Annotated in this window: 18 protein-coding genes; 6 read left to right on the top strand and 12 right to left on the bottom strand. The window is 65.4% G+C overall.

The features are described 5' to 3' along the window. Positions 1 to 112 precede the first annotated feature (112 nt). Positions 113 to 1,090 carry a hypothetical protein gene (locus tag ACZY0R_RS22030; RefSeq protein WP_488866101.1) on the top strand — a complete coding sequence of 326 codons (978 nt, stop codon included), beginning with the start codon at positions 113 to 115 and terminating at the stop codon, positions 1,088 to 1,090. A 109-nt stretch (positions 1,091 to 1,199) separates the two neighbouring features. Here ACZY0R_RS22030 and ACZY0R_RS22025 read toward each other — a convergent pair whose 3' ends face one another. Next, positions 1,200 to 1,733, bottom strand: coding sequence for an FKBP-type peptidyl-prolyl cis-trans isomerase (locus tag ACZY0R_RS22025; protein WP_045238033.1), 534 nt, complete (start codon positions 1,731 to 1,733; stop codon positions 1,200 to 1,202). A gap of 11 nt (positions 1,734 to 1,744) precedes the next feature. Here ACZY0R_RS22025 and ACZY0R_RS22020 point away from each other — a divergent pair, with 11 nt between their 5' ends. Beyond that, entirely contained in the window at positions 1,745 to 2,953 is a 1,209-nt protein-coding gene (locus ACZY0R_RS22020; protein ID WP_488861191.1) for a JmjC domain-containing protein, read from the top strand. A 199-nt stretch (positions 2,954 to 3,152) separates the two neighbouring features. Further along, positions 3,153 to 3,383 carry a hypothetical protein gene (locus ACZY0R_RS22015; protein WP_082094877.1) on the top strand — a complete coding sequence of 77 codons (231 nt, stop codon included), beginning with the start codon at positions 3,153 to 3,155 and terminating at the stop codon, positions 3,381 to 3,383. A 112-nt stretch (positions 3,384 to 3,495) separates the two neighbouring features. On the opposite strand, the gene ACZY0R_RS22010 is transcribed toward ACZY0R_RS22015, so the two are convergent. The 8 genes from ACZY0R_RS22010 to ACZY0R_RS21975 all read right to left on the bottom strand — a co-directional run bounded on the left by ACZY0R_RS22010 (position 3,496) and on the right by ACZY0R_RS21975 (position 10,857). Next, entirely contained in the window at positions 3,496 to 4,284 is a 789-nt protein-coding gene (locus ACZY0R_RS22010; RefSeq protein WP_488861189.1) for an MBL fold metallo-hydrolase, read from the bottom strand. A 79-nt stretch (positions 4,285 to 4,363) separates the two neighbouring features. Then, positions 4,364 to 5,578 (bottom strand): NlpB/DapX family lipoprotein, encoded by a 1,215-nt coding sequence (gene bamC, locus ACZY0R_RS22005; RefSeq protein WP_488861187.1) that lies wholly within the window; start codon positions 5,576 to 5,578, stop codon positions 4,364 to 4,366. Positions 5,579 to 5,624: 46 nt separating this feature from the next. Beyond that, positions 5,625 to 6,509, bottom strand: a complete 885-nt coding sequence (gene dapA, locus ACZY0R_RS22000; protein ID WP_045238036.1) for a 4-hydroxy-tetrahydrodipicolinate synthase — start codon at positions 6,507 to 6,509, stop codon at positions 5,625 to 5,627. Between the two features lie 150 nt (positions 6,510 to 6,659). After that, complete coding sequence (locus ACZY0R_RS21995) at positions 6,660 to 7,241, bottom strand: class I SAM-dependent methyltransferase (protein WP_488861185.1); 582 nt, start codon at positions 7,239 to 7,241, stop codon at positions 6,660 to 6,662. A 14-nt stretch (positions 7,242 to 7,255) separates the two neighbouring features. Continuing rightward, a complete protein-coding gene (locus ACZY0R_RS21990; RefSeq protein ID WP_488861183.1) occupies positions 7,256 to 8,458 on the bottom strand; it encodes a tryptophan--tRNA ligase in 1,203 nt (400 codons plus the stop codon). Positions 8,459 to 8,533: 75 nt separating this feature from the next. Then, complete coding sequence (locus ACZY0R_RS21985) at positions 8,534 to 9,199, bottom strand: site-2 protease family protein (RefSeq protein WP_441630060.1); 666 nt, start codon at positions 9,197 to 9,199, stop codon at positions 8,534 to 8,536. A 77-nt stretch (positions 9,200 to 9,276) separates the two neighbouring features. Next, positions 9,277 to 9,900 (bottom strand): L-threonylcarbamoyladenylate synthase, encoded by a 624-nt coding sequence (locus ACZY0R_RS21980; protein ID WP_276289521.1) that lies wholly within the window; start codon positions 9,898 to 9,900, stop codon positions 9,277 to 9,279. 111 nt (positions 9,901 to 10,011) lie between these two features. Then, entirely contained in the window at positions 10,012 to 10,857 is an 846-nt protein-coding gene (locus ACZY0R_RS21975; protein ID WP_488861180.1) for a 3',5'-nucleoside bisphosphate phosphatase, read from the bottom strand. A 213-nt stretch (positions 10,858 to 11,070) separates the two neighbouring features. On the opposite strand from ACZY0R_RS21975, the gene ACZY0R_RS21970 reads away from it, so the two are divergent. Next, positions 11,071 to 12,207 carry an NAD(P)/FAD-dependent oxidoreductase gene (locus tag ACZY0R_RS21970; RefSeq protein ID WP_488866099.1) on the top strand — a complete coding sequence of 379 codons (1,137 nt, stop codon included), beginning with the start codon at positions 11,071 to 11,073 and terminating at the stop codon, positions 12,205 to 12,207. 27 nt (positions 12,208 to 12,234) lie between these two features. Here the strand turns inward: ACZY0R_RS21970 and ACZY0R_RS21965 are convergent, their stop codons facing one another. Continuing rightward, positions 12,235 to 13,128: an alpha/beta fold hydrolase gene (locus tag ACZY0R_RS21965; protein ID WP_488861178.1), complete on the bottom strand. Its 894-nt coding sequence runs from the start codon at positions 13,126 to 13,128 to the stop codon at positions 12,235 to 12,237. 154 nt (positions 13,129 to 13,282) lie between these two features. Between ACZY0R_RS21965 and ACZY0R_RS21960 the strand changes: the two genes are divergently transcribed. Further along, positions 13,283 to 15,016: an acetate--CoA ligase gene (locus ACZY0R_RS21960; RefSeq protein ID WP_488861176.1), complete on the top strand. Its 1,734-nt coding sequence runs from the start codon at positions 13,283 to 13,285 to the stop codon at positions 15,014 to 15,016. Between the two features lie 316 nt (positions 15,017 to 15,332). On the opposite strand, the gene ACZY0R_RS21955 is transcribed toward ACZY0R_RS21960, so the two are convergent. Continuing rightward, positions 15,333 to 16,358 (bottom strand): IS1595 family transposase, encoded by a 1,026-nt coding sequence (locus tag ACZY0R_RS21955; RefSeq protein WP_488861174.1) that lies wholly within the window; start codon positions 16,356 to 16,358, stop codon positions 15,333 to 15,335. Between the two features lie 232 nt (positions 16,359 to 16,590). Between ACZY0R_RS21955 and ACZY0R_RS21950 the strand changes: the two genes are divergently transcribed. Beyond that, positions 16,591 to 17,046, top strand: coding sequence for a hypothetical protein (locus ACZY0R_RS21950; protein WP_488861172.1), 456 nt, complete (start codon positions 16,591 to 16,593; stop codon positions 17,044 to 17,046). Position 17,047: 1 nt separating this feature from the next. On the opposite strand, the gene ACZY0R_RS21945 is transcribed toward ACZY0R_RS21950, so the two are convergent. Beyond that, complete coding sequence (locus ACZY0R_RS21945; RefSeq protein WP_488866097.1) at positions 17,048 to 17,899, bottom strand: ferritin-like domain-containing protein; 852 nt, start codon at positions 17,897 to 17,899, stop codon at positions 17,048 to 17,050. Positions 17,900 to 17,954 lie beyond the last annotated feature (55 nt).

Genomic DNA, 17,954 nt, shown 5'->3' with positions numbered 1-17,954 from the left:
GCCAATCCGGCTCGTGCGCGAGCGCATGCAACGATCGGGGACAGCCGGGCCAACCGCTGCGCATGCGCGGCCGCCTGGCGGCCTGGCGCGGTTCGCCACGCTGGGCATATTGATGGCGTTGCAGGCACTGCCTGGCCAGGCGCTGGCTGACCGCGCCCGCGGCCCGGCTGCCGAGATGGTGCGCGTCGCCTTGATTGCCAATCAGCCGCAGTGGCCGGCTGCCGAGACGGGCACCACCCGCCTGCTTGATTTCGTGGCCGCGCGCCGTCTCGATTTCGTCGTCCATCTGGGCGGGATCAAGGGCGACACCGAATCCTGCGGCGATGCCTTGCTCACCGTCCGCCAGCGCTTGCTCGACCAGTCGCCCCTGCCGCTCGTCTACCTGCCCGGCGAAACCGACTGGGCGGAATGCCAACGCGCCGCGAACGGCCGCTTCGATGCCGTGGAGAGGCTGAACCGGCTGCGTGAGCTGTTCTACCCCGCGGATACCACGCTTGGCCAGCGCGTCCTTCCGCTGACGCGGCAATCCGACCAGGCCACCTTCCGCAGCTATCGGGAAAACGTGCGCTGGAGCGCCGGCAATGTGATGCTGGTGGGACTGAACCTGCCTGGCGACAACAATCACTATCGCTCGGAAGGCGGCCGCAACGGTGAGTTCGAGGATCGCCGCGAGGCCAACCGCCAGTGGCTGGCGCGCGCTTTTTCGCTGGCGCAGCAGCGCAACCTGCCCGGCATCGTGGTGATGGCGCATGCCGACCCGCAGTTCGGCAACGGCTGGGAACAGCGCGGCAACCCTTCCTTGTTCGATGGCTTCCTGCGCCGGCGCGCGCGCGACGGCTTCCTGGAGTTCAAGCGGCAGTTGCGGGAGCTGGCCGGTCGCTATCGGGGCCAGGTCCTGCTGGTGCACACCGGCGCGGGCGGCTTCGGCATCGACAGGCCGCTCAAGGATGCCAGCGGCAAGACACTACGTAACGTCTCTCGCGTGGTCCTGCCGAGCGGCGCTCCCGGCCAGTACGCCGAACTGGTGATCACCCCTGGTTCGCCGTCGCTGTTCGAAGTCACGCTCAAGGATGGCCCCGAAGCGGAGTAAAGACGCATCGGGCGCATCGGGTGCATCCAATGCCGCGAGTCCAACAAAAAAGCCGGCAAGGCCGGCTTATTCGTGGGTACTGCAGCGAGGTCTCGCGCGCGCCTCGCACTCAGTGCAAGGTGCGGCTGCTATCGCCTTCGTCGTCCTCATCCTCGTCCACGACTTCGATGCCCGAGGCACCATGCGCGTGGCCGTGCTGCACTTCGTCGGCCGTAGCTTCGCGCACTTCGGCCACCTGCAGCCAGAAACGCAGTGCCATGCCCGCCAGCGGATGGTTGCCGTCCAGCACCACCTTGTCTTCCGCGACGTCGGTCACCGTGTAGATGATCGAGTCCTCGTCATCGCCGTCTTCCGGCACGCCTTCGAACTGCATGCCGATTTCCAGCGGCTCGGGAAAGCGGTCGCGCGGCTCGACCTTCACCATGTCGGCGTCGTAGTCGCCGAAGGCTTCCTCGGGCTCGAGCTGCAACTGGGTTTCGAAGCCGGCTTCATGGCCTTCCAGCGCTTCCTCGATCTTGGGGAACGTGCCATCATATCCGCCGTGCAAGTAAACCATCGGCTCATCCGACTCCTCGATCAGATTGCCCTGCGCATCCGACAGCTTGTACACCACGGATACCACCGTGTTCTTAGCGATTTTCAATTCTTGACTCCATGAACGATTCCGCATTATACGCGCAGGCCTTGCCCCCCGGCCCCGTCGATCCCGACGCGCCACTCGCCTTGCTGGGAGGCATGACGCCGGCCGCTTTCATGCGCGATATCTGGCAACGCAAACCCCTGCTGATCCGACAAGCGGTACCGGGAATCGAGCCGCCGGTATCGCGCGAGTCGCTTTTCGAACTAGCCGACCGCGACGACGTCGAGTCGCGCCTGATATCGCACTTCCGCAACCGCTGGAAGCTCGAGCAAGGCCCCTTCGCCGCCGATAACCTGCCCTCGCGCAAAGCCCGCCAATGGACCTTGCTCGTGCAGGGCGTTAACCTCCACGATAGTGCAGCCGCGGCTTTGTTGGGACAATTCCGTTTCGCCCCCGATGCGCGCCTGGACGATCTGATGATCAGCTACGCCACCGATGGCGGCGGCGTGGGCCCGCACTTCGACTCCTACGACGTATTCCTGTTGCAAGTATCGGGCCGGCGCCGCTGGCGCATCTCGTCCCAGGCCAAGCTCGACCTGGTCCCGGACCTGCCCCTGAAGATCCTGTCGGACTTCACCCCGGAAGAGGAATGGGTGCTGGAGCCGGGCGATATGCTTTACCTGCCACCCCAGTACGCCCATGACGGCGTCGCCGAAGGCGAGTGCATGACGTACTCGATCGGCTTCCGGGCTCCCGCGTACCGCGAGCTGGCAGGGCACTTCCTGGCTTGGCTGTCGGAAACGGTCGAGGACAACGAGGATCTGGGCGGCCGCTATGCCGATCCGGGTGAGGCGGCCACGGCACATCCGGCCCAACTGCCGGCCCAGATGGTGCGTGCCGTGACCGAACGGCTGAGTGCCCTGCGTTGGTCGGGTGGCATGGTCTCGGAGTTTCTGGGCGCGCATCTCTCGGAACCCAAGCCGAGTGTCGAGTTTGCGGAAATATCCGAAATCACATTGAAGAAATACAACAAACTTGCGCTGGCGCACGGCATCGTGCTTGCGCCGGGATCAATTGCCCTGTATGACCACACCCATTTCTTTATCAATGGGGAAGCCTATGAACCGCCCGGCGCGCTGGCGCGCTGGCTGCGGCAGCTGGCGGACCACCGCTGCCTGAGCGCCGCGGAAGTGGCCGCCTGCGCGGATTTGCCGGACCTGATGGAGACTTTCCATCACTGGACGCTGGAAGGATGGCTGCAATTTGCACCATCTGCCCTGTAATAATCCGTAACAAGCAAAAACAGCAAAAGAGAGCGCTACACAAGCCGGGAAAACGCGGATATAATCGTCGGCTGGCTAGTACTGTGTACCACTGCATTTGTCGGCACCCGGGAGAGCCTCTATTTTGCAGTTCAAGAGCGATAATTACCGGTAATTATTCATCGCCTGTTTTTCTGTTATTAAAGTTAAAGGACGAACAATGAAGAAGTCTCTCCTGATCGCATCGCTGCTCGCCGCCGTTGCTCTCGCCGCCTGCGGCAAGAAGGAAGAAGCCGCTGCACCGGCACCGGAAGCTTCGGCTCCCGCTGCTGCTGCCCCGGCTGAAGCATCGGCTCCGGCTGCTGCCGCTCCCGCTGCTGAGGCATCGGCTCCGGCCGCTGAAGCATCGGCTCCGGCTGCTGACGCATCGGCTCCGGCTGCTAAGCAGTAATCGGTCTCGACCGATAAAAAAGCCGACCTTCGGGTCGGCTTTTTTTCGTCCATATTTTCGTCCGGGGGCGTCGCCATCACAACGACGGACCGCCGATCCGGGCCACCCTGCCTCAGTCCCTGACGGGCTGCCAGTCCAGGCCTTCGTGCTGGTCCGCCATCAGGATTTCGCCGGCGGAAGTGCCCAGCACCGCCGCCAGTGCCTGGGTAGCCAGCTCCCTTGTATTGTTTTGCTGGCTCAGGTGCGCCGCGACCACGCGCTGCAGGCCAGGGTGCGCCACGCTTGCCAGGATGCTGGCCGCGACTTCGTTTGCCAGATGCCCGAAATCGCCACCGATGCGGCGCTTGAGCGAATACGGGTAGGCCGAATTCCGCAACATTTCGCGATCATGGTTGCACTCCAGCACCAGCGCATGCACGCCCGCCAGCCGGGCCGTGACATAGGGCGTCTCCATGCCCGCATCGGTCAGCACGCCAAGCCGGGCATCGCCATCGCTCAGCACGAACTGCAGCGGCTCGCGCGCATCGTGCGGTACCGTGTACGGAAGGATGTGGATGCCGCCGACGACCAGTGGATGGTCGGCGCAGCAGACGCGTACATCGGCCTTGTCCGCCCCGCGCATATGCGAGGTGGCCAGCCAGGTGCCGTGACTCGTATGCACCGGCACGTCGTGGCGCGCAGCGAAGGAATACGCCGAGCCGACATGGTCGCCATGCTCGTGGGTGACCAGCACGGCATCGATCTGGTCCGGCGTGACGCCGAGCCGCGCCAGGCGCCGCGCGGTTTCGCGAATGCCAAAGCCGCAGTCAAGCAACACCCGGGTCGTGGTGGTGCCCTCTTGCGATTCGATCAACAGGGAATTGCCCTCGCTGCCGCTGCCGAGGAAGGCGAAGCGCATCATGCGCCAGCCTCCCCGGACAACTTGCGGGGCCACCCCGCGGCCGGGCGCCGCGGGTAGTCTTGTGCGACCGGCACTCCGGTCAGCGCAGTTGCTCGTCGAGCAGCGTAAGAATGCGCTTGCCGACTTCAGTACCTTCCGGCTGGCCCGCATCGTTCTGCACCGTCACGGTCGTGCCGGTGCCGTCACCCTTCAGCGCCACGCGGTACTTCTTGGCCTTCTTGCTGTCCTCGGTGCCGGTCTTGGTGAACAGCTTGGAGAAGAAGCCGCGGTTGTCCACGGTATCGCGCGTGTCGACATAGCGCACATAGTAGAGGCCCTGGGCGCGGTCACGGTCTTCCACCGTGAAATTGACGCGGTCCAGCGCCAGCCCGACCGAGCGCCAGGCGCGGTCGAAAGGCTCGGCCAACTGCAGCGCCTGGGTGCCGTTCACCTGGGTCAGGTTGGCGTTGGCGCTGGATGCCTTGGCGGCACCGGCGGCCGCGGGAGCCGCAGCAGCGGCAGGCGCCGGGGCGGCACCGCTCTTGGCCATGCGATCGGCCTGCTCTTTCTGCACGCCCAGACGCTGCGCGAAGCGCGAGAGGAATTCAGCTTCAAGCTCAGGATCGGAAGGACGCGCCGTCCAGATCGTGTTCGACTTGTCGATGCCGGTCAGCTGTTCCTGCGCGCCACGGTGGCTGATGAAGACCTCCATATTGCCGTTCTGCGCGCGCTCCAGGCGGGTGCGGAACTTGTCGCGCTCGGAAGTCGAATACAGCCCATCGAAAACCTTGCCGATGGTATTGCGGATGAAATCCTGCGGGATCTTCGCGCGGTTCTCGGCCCAGTCGGTTTCCATGATGCCGGTCTCTGGCGAGTCCTGCACCAGCAGGAAACCGCTCTCCTGCCAGAATTCACGCAGGGACTGCCACAGCTTGTCGGCCGGCATGCCGTTGCTGATCACCAGCCAGCGCTGGTTGCCGTCGCGCTCCATGCGGATGCCTTGCGTGGACGGCAGCACGTTTTCGGTACCCGACTGCTGCTGCGCCACCTTGTTCGACTGGTTATACGTCGAGAGCGTCGAGGTGCCGTTCTGGTCCGGCACGGAATAGCGGCGATCGCCTTCGATCTTGGTCAGATCCGGGGGCACGTCCAGCGTGGAAGTGCGCTTGGCGGCGGACTTGTAGTCGATCTTGTCGGGCGCCATGGCATCGTTGATGCTGCTGCAACCGGTCATCGCGCTCGCCACCAGCACGGGCAAGACCAAGGCGGCACGGCTAACTTGCGTTGCGCCGTGGCGGTTAAGCTTGAGTTTCATTGACACGCAATCCTAGTTAATGGGATGACGGCAAAACACGGTGCCATCAGCCGAGCAAGCCGGCATTCGACAGCGCCTTGCGCACCACGTCGTGGTAATCCGGTGACAGCGGCGTGAGCGGGAGGCGGATACCGCCCTGCATTCTGCCCATTTGCTGGAGCGCCCACTTGACGGGAATCGGGTTGGCTTCGACGAACATCGCCTTGTTCAGCTCAACCAGTTCCATATGGATACGACGCGCGGTAATCGCATCGCCCTTCAGGGCAGCCACGCACAATTCGTGCATCTTGCGCGGCGCCACGTTGGCCGTGACGGAAATATTGCCATGGCCACCCAGCAGCATCAGGGCAATCGCGGTGGGGTCGTCGCCACTGTAGATGGCGAAGCCTTCCGGCGCATCCTTGATCAGTTGCGCGGCGCGGTCGATATTGCCCGTCGCTTCCTTCACGCCGATGATGCCCGGCACCTGCGCCAGGCGCAGGATGGTGTCGTGCTGCATGTCGGCCACGGTGCGGCCGGGCACGTTGTACAGCACCACAGGCAAGTCCACGGCTTCCGCGATGGTACGGAAGTGGCGGTACATGCCTTCCTGCGTCGGCTTGTTGTAGTAAGGCACGACCTGCAGCGACGCATCGGCGCCGACCTGCTTGGCGAACGCGGTCAGCTCGATCGCTTCCTTGGTCGAGTTGCCGCCGGTGCCGGCAATGATCGGGATGCGCTTGTCGGCCTGCTCCACGGCGACGCGGATCAGCTCGCAATGCTCATCCACGTTCACCGTGGGCGATTCGCCGGTGGTGCCGACGATCACAATGCCATCGGTGCCCTCGGCCACGTGCCAGTCGACCAGGGCGCGCAGCGCCGGGAAATCCAGGCTGCCATCTTCCTGCATCGGCGTCACGATTGCGACGATGCTGCCGTTAATCTGTGTCATAACGTTTGAGAATTCGAGAAACGAATACCGCGATTGTACCGGATACCTCAGGCCTTCCGACCGCACCTTCGACCAGGCAAATCCCAAGGCAGTTCAACGCGTGAAGTCCAGGTCTCGCCGACCTGGCAGGCAAATAGCCCGGGCCGCACTTCAGCCCGGCAAAGGATAACGGGGCGGCGCATCGCCCCCCGTATTTCCACCACCCTCCCTGACTGCGCAAATCCGCTGCACGAAGGCAGCTTTAGGCACTTGGAGGATACCATCTTCGAAGCCGACCACGCGCAACGTGCCGCGCACGGCCTCCAGCAACTCACCCGGCCGCAGCAGGAAATCCGGGTTGGAAGGCTTGCCCACGGTCTCGTTGCCGGCGGCAAAGGTTTCGTAGAGCAGTACGCCGCCCGGCGCCAGGGCATCGAGCAGATGGGGCCATAGCGGCCGGTGCAGATAGTTCGTCACCACGATCGCGTCGAAGGGCGCCTCATCGGCCAGGGGCCAGGTGCCCTGCTCCAGGTCGGCCATGCGGGTGGCAACCCCACCCGTGGAAGCGGCCAGCGCCGCCAGCACGGCCGGATCGCGGTCGACGCCGAGCACGGCATGACCCCGGCTGGCGAACCACACGGCATGGCGGCCACTGCCGCAGGCCAGGTCGAGCACCCGGCCGCCCGGGCGCACCAGGTGCGCCCAGCGCGTCACCCACGGCGACGGCACGCCCAGTGGCGCGTGTGAAGCCACTCCCCCCGCCGTGCTCACCGGTACCCCAGGCCCATGGCCGAGCGTACGTCTCGCATGGTCTCGCGCGCCAGCTGGCTGGCCTTGTCGCAGCCGTGCGCGACGATATCACGCAGCAGCGCGGGATTGTCCATGTACTTTTGCGCCCGTTCCAGCATGGGCTGCTGCTCGCGCAGGATGCCCTCGATCACCGGTTGCTTGCATTCGATACAGCCGATGCCGGCGCTGCGGCAACCCTGCTCCACCCACTCGCGCGTGGGCACATCCGAGTACACCTGGTGCAGTTGCCACACCGGGCAACGCGCCGGCTCGCCGGCATCGGTGCGGCGCACGCGGGCCGGATCGGTCGGCATGGTACGCACCTTTTTTTCCACCGAAGCCTTGTCCTCGCGCATGCGGATGGTGTTGCCGTAGGACTTGGACATCTTCTGGCCGTCCAGCCCCGGCATCCGCGAAGCCGCGGTCAGCAGCGCCTGCGGCTCGACCAGGATGGTCTTGCGCGAGCCGCCCAGATAGCCCAGCAGCAATTCGCGATCCTCGGCGGACAGGCTCTGGGACTGGGACACCAGTGCGCCGCCTTCTTCCAGGGCCTCTGCCTTGCCTTGTTCATGATAGGCACGGCGCAGTTCGAGAAAGGCCTTTGCGCGCTTGCCACCCAGCTTCCTGGCGGCTTCCTGCGCCCGCTCCTCGAAGCCCGGCTGGCGGCCATAGAGATAGTTGAAGCGGCGCGCGATCTCGCGCGTGATCTCCACATGCGGCACCTGGTCTTCGCCCACCGGCACGCGGCCGGCGCGATAGATCAGGATATCGGCGGCCTGCAGCAGCGGATAGCCAAGGAAACCGTAGGTGGAGAGATCCTTCTCTTTGAGCTTCTCGATCTGGTCCTTGTAGGTTGGCACCCGCTCCAGCCAACCCAGCGGCGTGCCCATCGACAGCAGCAGGAACAGCTCGGCATGCTCGGGCACGCGGCTCTGGATAAACAGCGTGGCGCGTTCGGGATCGACCCCGGCGGCGAGCCAGTCGACCAGCATCTCCCACGCCGATTCGCCAATCACTTCGGGCGACTCGTAATGCGTGGTAAGCGCATGCCAGTCCGCCACAAAGAAAAAGCAGGGGTACTCGGCTTGCAGCTGGACCCAGTTTTTCAGAACGCCATGATAGTGGCCCAGGTGCAGCGCGCCGGTGGGCCGCATGCCGGAAAGAACGCGATCGGGGAACATGTCTGTCTGTTTTTATGGGGAATCGGTACTGGTACTCGTATCCGGTTTTGCCTCCGGCGCGGATGCACGCTCGGCTTACTGCACCAGTGCCAGGACAGGTTGCAGCATCAGCTGCACCAGCCCGCTCAGGGCCCCCATCACCGGCTGCATCCACACCTTGGTGATCACGCCCGCGGCTACCAGCGCCAGCACCACGAAGATGCCGTAGGGCTCGATGCGCGACACGGCATGGGCGATCCGCCGCGGCAACAGCGCGGTCAGCACGCGGCCGCCGTCCAGCGGCGGCACTGGGAACAGGTTGAAGGCTGCCATCACCAGGTTGACCAGCACGCCGGCCCGCGCCATCTGGCTGAAGAACGGCTCCTGCACCTGCCCCAGCACCAGCCCGATCGCCACCAGCGCCCACAGGAAGGCCTGCAGCACATTGCTGCCCGGACCCGCCAGGGCCACCCACATGCCGTGCCAGCGCGGGTTGCGCAGGCGGTCAAAGGCGACCGGCACCGGCTTGGCGTAGCCGAACACAAACTGGCCACTCGTCATGAAATAGAGCAGCAGCGGCACCGCGATGGTACCGATGGGATCGATATGGCGCGCCGGGTTAATGCTGACGCGGCCCATCGCATAGGCAGTGTTATCGCCGAACAGTTTGGCCACATAGCCGTGCGCGGCCTCGTGCAGCGTGATGGCGAACAGGACCGGCAGGGCATAGACCGCAATGGTCTGAATCAGGGAGGAATCCATGGGGCGCTATTGTACCGGGGACGCGGGAAAGTGCGCCCGCCGCCGAGGTGGCGAGGCGCTGCGGGGGCAAGTCGGGATCAAAGGCCGAAACGCTCGATGTCGCCTCGTCCCTGCCGCACCAGTTCAGGCTCCCCGCCCGTGAGGTCGATCACGGTGGTCGGCTGCGCCGGTGCGGCGCCGCCGCAGATCACCAGCTCCAGGAGCTTTTCCAGCCGGGCGCGAATCACCTCCGGCTCATTGAGCGGGGCTTCGTCGCCAGGCAGTTGCAGGGTGGCCGAGATCAGTGGTTCGCCCACTTCGGCCAGCAGCGCCAGCGGGATGGCGTGCTCGGGCACGCGCACGCCGATGGTCTTGCGGGCGGGATGCGAGAGCCGGCGCGGCACTTCCTTGGTGGCTTCCAGGATAAACACATAGGGGCCGGGCGTGGCGCCCTTGAGCCAGCGGTACTGCCGGTTGTCCACGCGCGCGAAGTTGCCCAGTTCGGACAAGTCGCTGCACATCAGCGTCAGGTGGTGCTTGTCGTCGATCCCGCGCAGGCGGCGCAGCCGCTCCACCGCGGCCTTGTCGTCGAGCCGGCAGGCCAGCGCGTAGCTGGAGTCGGTTGGCAAGGCAATCAGCCCGCCCTGCCCGATGATCTGCGCGGCCTGCTTGATCAGGCGGGCTTGCGGGTTGAGCGGATGGATTTCAAAATATTGGGACATAGGCGGGCCAGGGGAGAACGGTCGCGGGCCTGGGGCGAATACCGCGCGCACTCCGGGCCAGCTCTGCGATGGGGAGAAGCGAATGGGGCGCATGGTACGGGCCGGCGCGGCTTACCAGTCATGCCAGACCGGCGTGACCGAGGACGGCAGCGGCGGCAGCGAGCCCAGCTCGATCCGGCCTTCGCCTGGCCCATGGAAATCCGAGCCGCGAGAGGCCAGCAGGCCATAGTGATGCGCGACATCGACGTAGCGGCGGTACTGGTCCGGCGTATGGCTGCCAGTGACCACCTCGACCGCGGCCCCGCCGAGCTGCTTGAACTCGTCGAACAGCGCATCATGCTGCAGTTGCGTGTAGTTGTAGCGCCCCGGGTGGGCCATCACCGGAATACCGCCTGCCGCCTGGATCCATCCCACGGCATCGGCCAGCCTGGCCCAGCGGTGCCCCACATAACCCGGACAGCCTTCGCCGAGGTATTCGCTGAACACGTCGCCGATGGTCTTGCACCGCCCCTGCTCCACCAGCCAGCGCGCAAAATGCGTGCGGGAGATCAGGTCGGGATTGCCGACATGCTGCAGCGCGCCCGCGTAGGCGCCCTCGATGCCGATCGCGGCCAGCGCCTCGCCGATATCCTGCGCCCGCGCCGCGCGGCCGGAGCGCGTCGCCGCCAGGCCTTCAACCAGCGCCGGACAAGCCGGATCGATCTGCAAGCCGACGATATGGACGGTCTGGCCGGCCCATGTCACGGAAATCTCCACCCCCGGCACATAATGCATGCCAAGCGCCTCGGCAGCGGCGCGCGCCTCGGCCTGTCCGCCGACCTCGTCATGGTCCGTCAGCGCCCAGAACGCCACGCCGCCGGCGCGCGCGCGCGCGGCCACGTCCCTGGGCGACAACATGCCGTCGGATACGGTGGAATGGCAATGCAGGTCTGCGTTGATTGCGTGTGGATTTTGCATGTGTCTATTCTACTCCCGCGCATATTCCGCGTTAATCGTGTGTTACTCCCGCGCCAGCGGCCACGTGGGCTTGCCCACACAGCCCACGCCCGCGGGCAGGCCGATAGCCCTGCCGCCAACACTGGCGTAGGCATGGAGCGCCGCCCCGCGCGGTATAGTTGTGGCCTGACGATCCTCCCCCCTGGCGGCGCCGCGCGCGCTGCCTGCCAAGCCATGCCGATCCACGCCACTGACTCCGCCACGCCCGAAACCCGCAATGCTGCCGATGGCGCCGCCCCATCCGAAGTGATCCGTACCGACGTCCTGATTGTCGGCGCGGGCCCGGTCGGCCTGTTCGCCGCGTTCCAGGCGGGCGTGCTGGGATTGAAGTGCGAGCTCATCGACGTGCTGGACCGCGCCGGCGGCCAGTGCACCGAGCTGTATCCGGAAAAGCCGATCTACGACATCCCTGCCGTGCCCGGCTGCCTGGCGCAAGACCTGGTCGATCGCCTGCTCGAACAATGCGCGCCGTTCGCGTTTCCCATGCATTTCAACGAACGCGCCAACGGCCTTGCCGAAATTCCGCCCGCACCGCACGCCACGGCCACAGCTCGCCCGCCCGGCCACGAACACCCGCACCGCCTGCTGGTCACCACCGACAACGGCAAGCGCTTCGACGTGGCGGCCGTGCTGATCTGCGCAGGCGCGGGCGCCTTTGCCCCGCAGCGCGTAGCGCTGCCCGAAGCCGCCGCGCTGGAGGACCGCTACCTGCACTACGCCGTGCGCGATACCGCGCGCTTTGCCGGCAAACGCGTGGTGGTGGCCGGCGGCGGCGATTCCGCGCTGGACTGGGCGCTGGCGCTGCGCAAGATCGCAGCGCGCGTCACGCTGGTGCACCGCCGGGAGGGCTTTCGCGCGGCCGACGGCACGGTGGCCGACATGCGGGCCGCGGTGGCCGCCGGCGAAATGGACTTCGTGGTAGGCATGCTGGGCGCGCTCAGGACCGAGGGCGACGCCCTGGCCGGCGTCGATATCCGCACCCGCGACGACACCGTCAGCCTGCCGGCCGACGAACTGGTGGCGCTGTATGGCCTGGTCTCCGAACCCGGCCCGATCGCCCAATGGGACCTCGACATGCGCGCCGGCCGTATCGCGGTGGATACCACCACCTACGAGACTTCCCGGCGCGGCATCTTCGCCGCCGGCGATATCGCGTTTTATCCCAACAAGCAGAAACTCATCCTGTCGGGCTTCCACGAGGCCGCGCTGGCCTTGCGCCGCGCCTATCACTATGCCTTCCCCGAGAAGGCGCTGGTGCACGTGCACACCAGCAACAACGCCACGCTCAAGGAAAAGCTGACGCACGCCTGAGCGTAGCCGCATGGCGCCGGCCGGACATCACGCGCAGAACGCTTCGACCAGCCCGGCGACCACCCGCGGCTGGTCGTGATGCAGCATATGGCCGGCGTCATCGACAATGGCCTCGCGGAAATCGCGGAACGCCTTGAAGCGCAGCTTGAACTCCTCCAGCGGCTGCCCCTTTGCAATATGGCTGAGCGTTTGGGAGTCGCGCGCTTCCACGTGCAGTACCGGCGCGGTGGCCTTCGCCCAGATCGCCATCACTTCGTCCAGCCGGTACAGCACGGGATTGACCATCTTGTGGGCGGCGTCGCCAAGGATTTCCCAGCGGCCTTCGGCGTTCCTGGCCGACCAATGTTCGGCCAGGAACGCCGCGCGATCGTCCGGCAGGCGCGGATTCGTCTTCTGCAACCGTGCCGCCACTGCCTCCACGCTGTCATAGGTCTTCAGCGGCTGGCCCTGGCGCAGTTCGTCCAGCCAGCGCGCATAGCGGCCGGGCGCCTGCTCGGCGCGGGTGCCCGTCATGCCAAAACCCTCCAGGTCGACCACGCGGCGCACCCGCTCGAGGCGGATGCCGGCATAGAAGCAGGCGACGTTGGCACCCATGCTATGCCCCACCAGGTTCACCGGCTGGTCCGGCTGGTAATGATCGAGCACGGCCTCGAGATCGGCAATGTAGTCGGGAAACCAGTAGGACTCGGCGCCGGGGTAGCGTGTAGGCCAGTCGGTCTGGCCGAAGCCGCGCCAGTCGGGCGCGATCACATGCCAGTCGCGCTCCAGCGCATCCACCATGAACTGGAACGAGGCGGCCACGTCCATCCAGCCATGCAGCAGGAACAAGGTGGGCGCACCCGGCTGCCCCCAGTGCCGCACGTGCATGTCGAGACCTCGCAACGTGATAAATTCCGAGCGCGAGGTTTCTCTGATTGTCATGGTGTCTCCCCGGGTGCCTTTTCGTGGCGGACGCTTTCACCCGCGACAACGGGGAAGCCAAAAAATAGAACGATCGTTCGTTTGCGTGGATTATAGCGGCAAGCCGGCCCGGCACGCATCCGCGCAATATCGAGCGCAAACCAGGAGACCCAGCATGGCCGCACCCGCCCTGCCCGCCAGCCGCCGCGACGACTATCGCGCACTCTACGATGAATTCCGTTGGCAGGTGCCCGAGCATTTCAACCTCGCCGACGTGTGCTGTGGCCGCTGGGCGCGCTCTCCCGCCACCGCGGACCGGGTGGCGGTCCACACCGAACACGAGGACGGACGCCGCGCCAGCTACAGCTACGCCTACATCCAGGCCGAGGCGGACCGCCTCTCGCGTGCGCTGCGCACGCTGGGCGTGGCGCGGGGAGACCGCGTCGGCATCGTGATGCCCCAGCGCATCGAGACGGTGGTTGCACAGATGGCAATCTATCAGATCGGCGCCATCGCCACGCCCTTGTCGATGCTGTTCGGACCGGAAGCGCTGGCCTACCGGCTCCGGCACAGCGAGGCCTGCGTGGCCATTGCCGATGAAACAGCGATCGACAATGTACTGGCGGCGCGCGCGGAGTGCCCGGCGCTGACCTCGGTGATCGGTGTTGGCGGCGCGGTGGGCCGCGCGGAGCATGACTGGGACACGCTGCTGGCCGCCGAGCTACCGGAGTTCACCGCCGTTCAGACCAAGGCCGACGAGGCCGCCGTGCTGATCTACACCAGCGGAACCACCGGGCCGCCGAAAGGCGCGCTGATCCCACACCGCGCACTGATCGGCAATCTCACCGGCTTCGTCTGTTCGCAAAACTGGTTCCCGCAGGCGGACGACGTATTCTGGAGCCCGGCCGACTGGGCCTGGACCGGCGGCCTGTGGGATGCGCTGATGCCCGCACTGTATTTCGGCAAGCCCATCGTCGGCTATCAGGGCCGGTTCTCGGCGCAGGTTGCCTTCGAACTGATGGAGCGCTATCGGGTCACCAATACCTTCCTCTTTCCCACCGCGCTCAAGCAGATGATGAAAACCTGCCCCGCGCCGCGCGAGCGTTACCAGTTGCACCTGCGTGCGCTGATGAGCGCGGGCGAAGCCGTCGGGGAAACCGTGTTCGCCTGGTGCCGCGACGCGCTCGGCGTGGTCGTCAATGAAATGTTCGGCCAGTCCGAGATCAACTACATCGTGGGCAACTGCACCGCCCAGAACGACGATGGCCAGCTCGGCTGGCCCGCGCGCCCGGGCTCGATGGGGCGGCCCTACCCCGGCCACCGCCTCGCCGTAGTCGACGACGAAGGCAAACCTTGCCGGCCAGGCGAGGACGGCGAGATTGCCGTGTGCAGCACCGACCACCACGGACATCCAGACCCCGTGTTCTTCCTCGGCTATTGGCGCAACGAGGAGGCCACCGCGGGCAAATATCTGGAACGCGACGGTTTGCGCTGGTGCCGCACGGGCGACCTTGCGCGCGCCGACGAGGACGGCTACCTCTGGTACCAGGGCCGCGCCGACGATGTCTTCAAGTCCTCCGGCTATCGCATCGGGCCGAGCGAGATCGAGAATTGCCTCCTCAAGCACCCCGCCGTGTCGAATTGCGCCGTGGTGCCCTCCCCCGACCCGGAGCGCGGCGCCGTGGTCAAGGCATTCATCGTACTGGTGCCGTCAGTCGCCCGCTCCGCGCAGGCCGATGCTGAACTGGTCGCCGAACTGCAGCAGCATGTACGCGGCCAGCTTGCACCGTATGAATATCCCAAGGCGATCGAGTTCCTCGACCAGTTGCCGATGACCACCACCGGCAAGATCCAGCGGCGCGTACTGCGCGAGATCGAAGCCCGGCGCGGCACGCCGACGCGCCCGTAGCGCTGGCAGGCGGGTGTGGCCGCAAGGCTCGCTCCCGACCCTGTCCCTGCTCCTAAAACCCGCCCCCAAGCCCTGCCCCTCAGCGCCCGGCCTGCACAACCTGCAGCGCCGCGGACAACCGATCGCCCGTATCCGGATCACCGCCCTGCCGGCAGTCAAGTTTTTGCTGAATCTGACGTTAGCAAGGACATGCGGAGCGCATCGCAAGGGCGCATCCCGATCGGCAGATCGGGCCACACGTTTCAGTCGCAGGGGGGGCATCCATGCCAGCTCGTCTTTTCCGAAAAATTTATAGGATTATTCCGTGCTTATCCGGTTAGCTCCCAAACCTACTAGATGTAGTGGGTAGCGATTTTTTTCCATAGAGCTCGGCATAGGTCGGCGCGGTGACGTCACCAGCGATGCCGAGCAGGGAGCGAAACGCGTTGAAGGGATAGAAACGGCGGTTGAAGCGGAAGGTGAATTCGTTGAGATAGGCTTGTAGGTGCTGCGGGCTGACACCGTGATGAATACCGCGCAGCCAGGTCTTGAGATTGGAGAACACAAGGTGAATGATCGGCAGGAAGGTTTCGGCCACTTGCATGTCACCGCGCTGCGCGATGGCGATATGGCCATAGCCGCGCTCGCCCAGCTTGGCATAACCGCCCCAGTCGTCGGTGATGATGGTTGCCCCGGGTGCAACGGTACGCTCGATGAATCCGCCCAGCGACCGGGCACTTCGGTCAGGAACCAGAGCGAGCCGAACTCGTCCGGCATACCGTCCGCTCTTGCGTTTGTTGCGGCTGCCGGAAAGCTTGCGTTGCCGAACCTCGACAGCGCCGGCCACAAGAACCATGTGGTGCACGCCCCTGCCTTTGCCGCGAGTACGCCCACCGACGTAGGCCTCATCGGCCTCGACGTGTTCCTCAGGCTTGCCACCAATCCGATCCTGGTCGGGGCGCACCATGCCGGCGCGCAACTTGTGGAGTATCTGGAAGGCGGTCTCGTAACGCGACAGGCCGAGTTGGCGCTGGAACTGAACTGCCGACATGCCAGGCGTCTGACTGGCGACCAGATACGCCGCCCAGAACCAAACCGACAGCGGTGTGTGCGTGCGCTCCATGACGGTGCCAGCAGTGAGGCTCGTGTCGCGTGTGCAATGGCGACAACGGAAAACGCCGGGGCGATTGGCAAAGCGGTACGGCTCACCAAGCAAGCCACAGTGGTCACAAATGAACCCATCGCTCCATCGAGCGCGCTCAAGGTAGGCCATGCATGCCGCTTCGTCTGGAAACATCCGCTGAAACTCCGGCAGCGAGCCCGGAAACGGCAGATCGCCTCGGTCAAGCACATCAATAACCATGGCTGCCCCGGGTTGGCACAGATGCCCAACATACTATCGGTAGAGGGCTTGGGAGACAACCGGATAAGCACGGATTATTCTTATAAAAATCCATCGGGCCCATTTCTTTTTCGCTCATTTGATTAGGATTATTCCTATACCCCAGGGACAACAACACAGCGGATAAGATCGCACTTTGCAACCTGACCTAACAGAGTAGTGCAAAAAAAGTATTAGGAAAATTCGGATTATCTTGATTGTTTTTTCCCAATCCCGGGAAATAAAGTTCCCAACGAGCACACAGAAATTTCCCAATGTGCTTCCACTTAATGACGAACTGGAGATCACGATGAGCACGTTTGCAAGCTCCGGCCGCGCCGCCTCCCACCGCTTCGCGCATCGGCTGCCGCTGGCCCTGGCGAGTGCTTTGCTTTCGGTATCCGCGTGGGCCGGGGATGGCGTGATCCACTTCCGTGGGGCCATCGTCGCGCCCGCCTGCGATACGCAAATCGGCGTGGGCGGGGCCGCCTCGGTAAGTTGCCCGGCAAACGGCACCCTTTCCGCGGAGTTCGCCGCCCTGCCGCTGCTGCCTGGCCGGGCAGTCCAGTTGAAGACCGCGCGCGCCTCCGTCGTGCCCGTACAATTCGCATCAGGTCCCGGTCGCGGCAACATCCAGCAGGGCTATGTCGTGGTGACGGAATACTACTGACCTACTGAGCGGCCTGCCCCTCCAGCCACGCCAGTTCGTCTTCGTCGAAACCCGCCGCGCGGCGCGCCGCCAGGTTGAAGGGCGGCCGCAGGCGCGGCGCCTGGTACCGCGCGGCCAGTTCGGCGTAGGTGGCGACGGGGTCCATGCCACGGGAGGCGCATAGCCATCGGTACCAGCGGTTGCCGATGGCTACGTGGCCCACCTCGTCGCGCAGGATGATGTCGATAATGGCGGCGGCCTCATGATCGCCCGCGGCTGCAAGCTTGGCGCGCACCGGTGGCGAGGCATCCAGGCCGCGCGCCTCCAGCGTGCGCGGCACCAGCGCCATGCGCGCCAGCACATCGCCGGCGGTCTTGTCCGCCATCTCCCAAAGGCTGTTGTGCGCCGGAAAATCGCCGTAACGCGCACCCAGCGTGGCCAGGTGCTGCGCCAGCAGGCTGAAATGCAGCGCCTCTTCGTCGGCCACTCGCAGCCAGTCGAGGTAAAAGGCTACCGGCATCGCGTCGAATCGCCAGATCGCATCCAGCGCCAGGTTGATGGCGTTGAACTCGATATGTGCGAGCGCGTGGATCAGCGCCGCGCGGCCGGCGGGCGTATGGATGGAGCGCCGCCGCTCGACCCGTTGCGGCGCCACCAGTTCGGGCAGCGGCGGCCGGCCGGGCAGCGGCAGTTCGGCCACGATCGCCTCGCCGATGCCCAGGGCCTCTGGCGCCATGGCCCCGGCCACCAGCCGCATCCGGCGCGTGGCCGTGGCCTTCTCGTGCGCATCGCTCAGACACAGGATGGCAAGCGCCTGGCGGCGCAAGGACGGCGCCGCCACGCCGGGCAAAGAGCCAGGTGCGGCAAGCGGCATGCCGCCGCGATCAGAGTCAGGGGCGCCAGGAAAGGCGGCATCGGAAAGGTTTGCT

It is taken from the genome of Cupriavidus sp. F041 (assembly GCF_057814235.1).
Note: the sequence above shows the minus strand (reverse complement) of the source record. Positions and strands in the feature narration are given on the sequence as shown.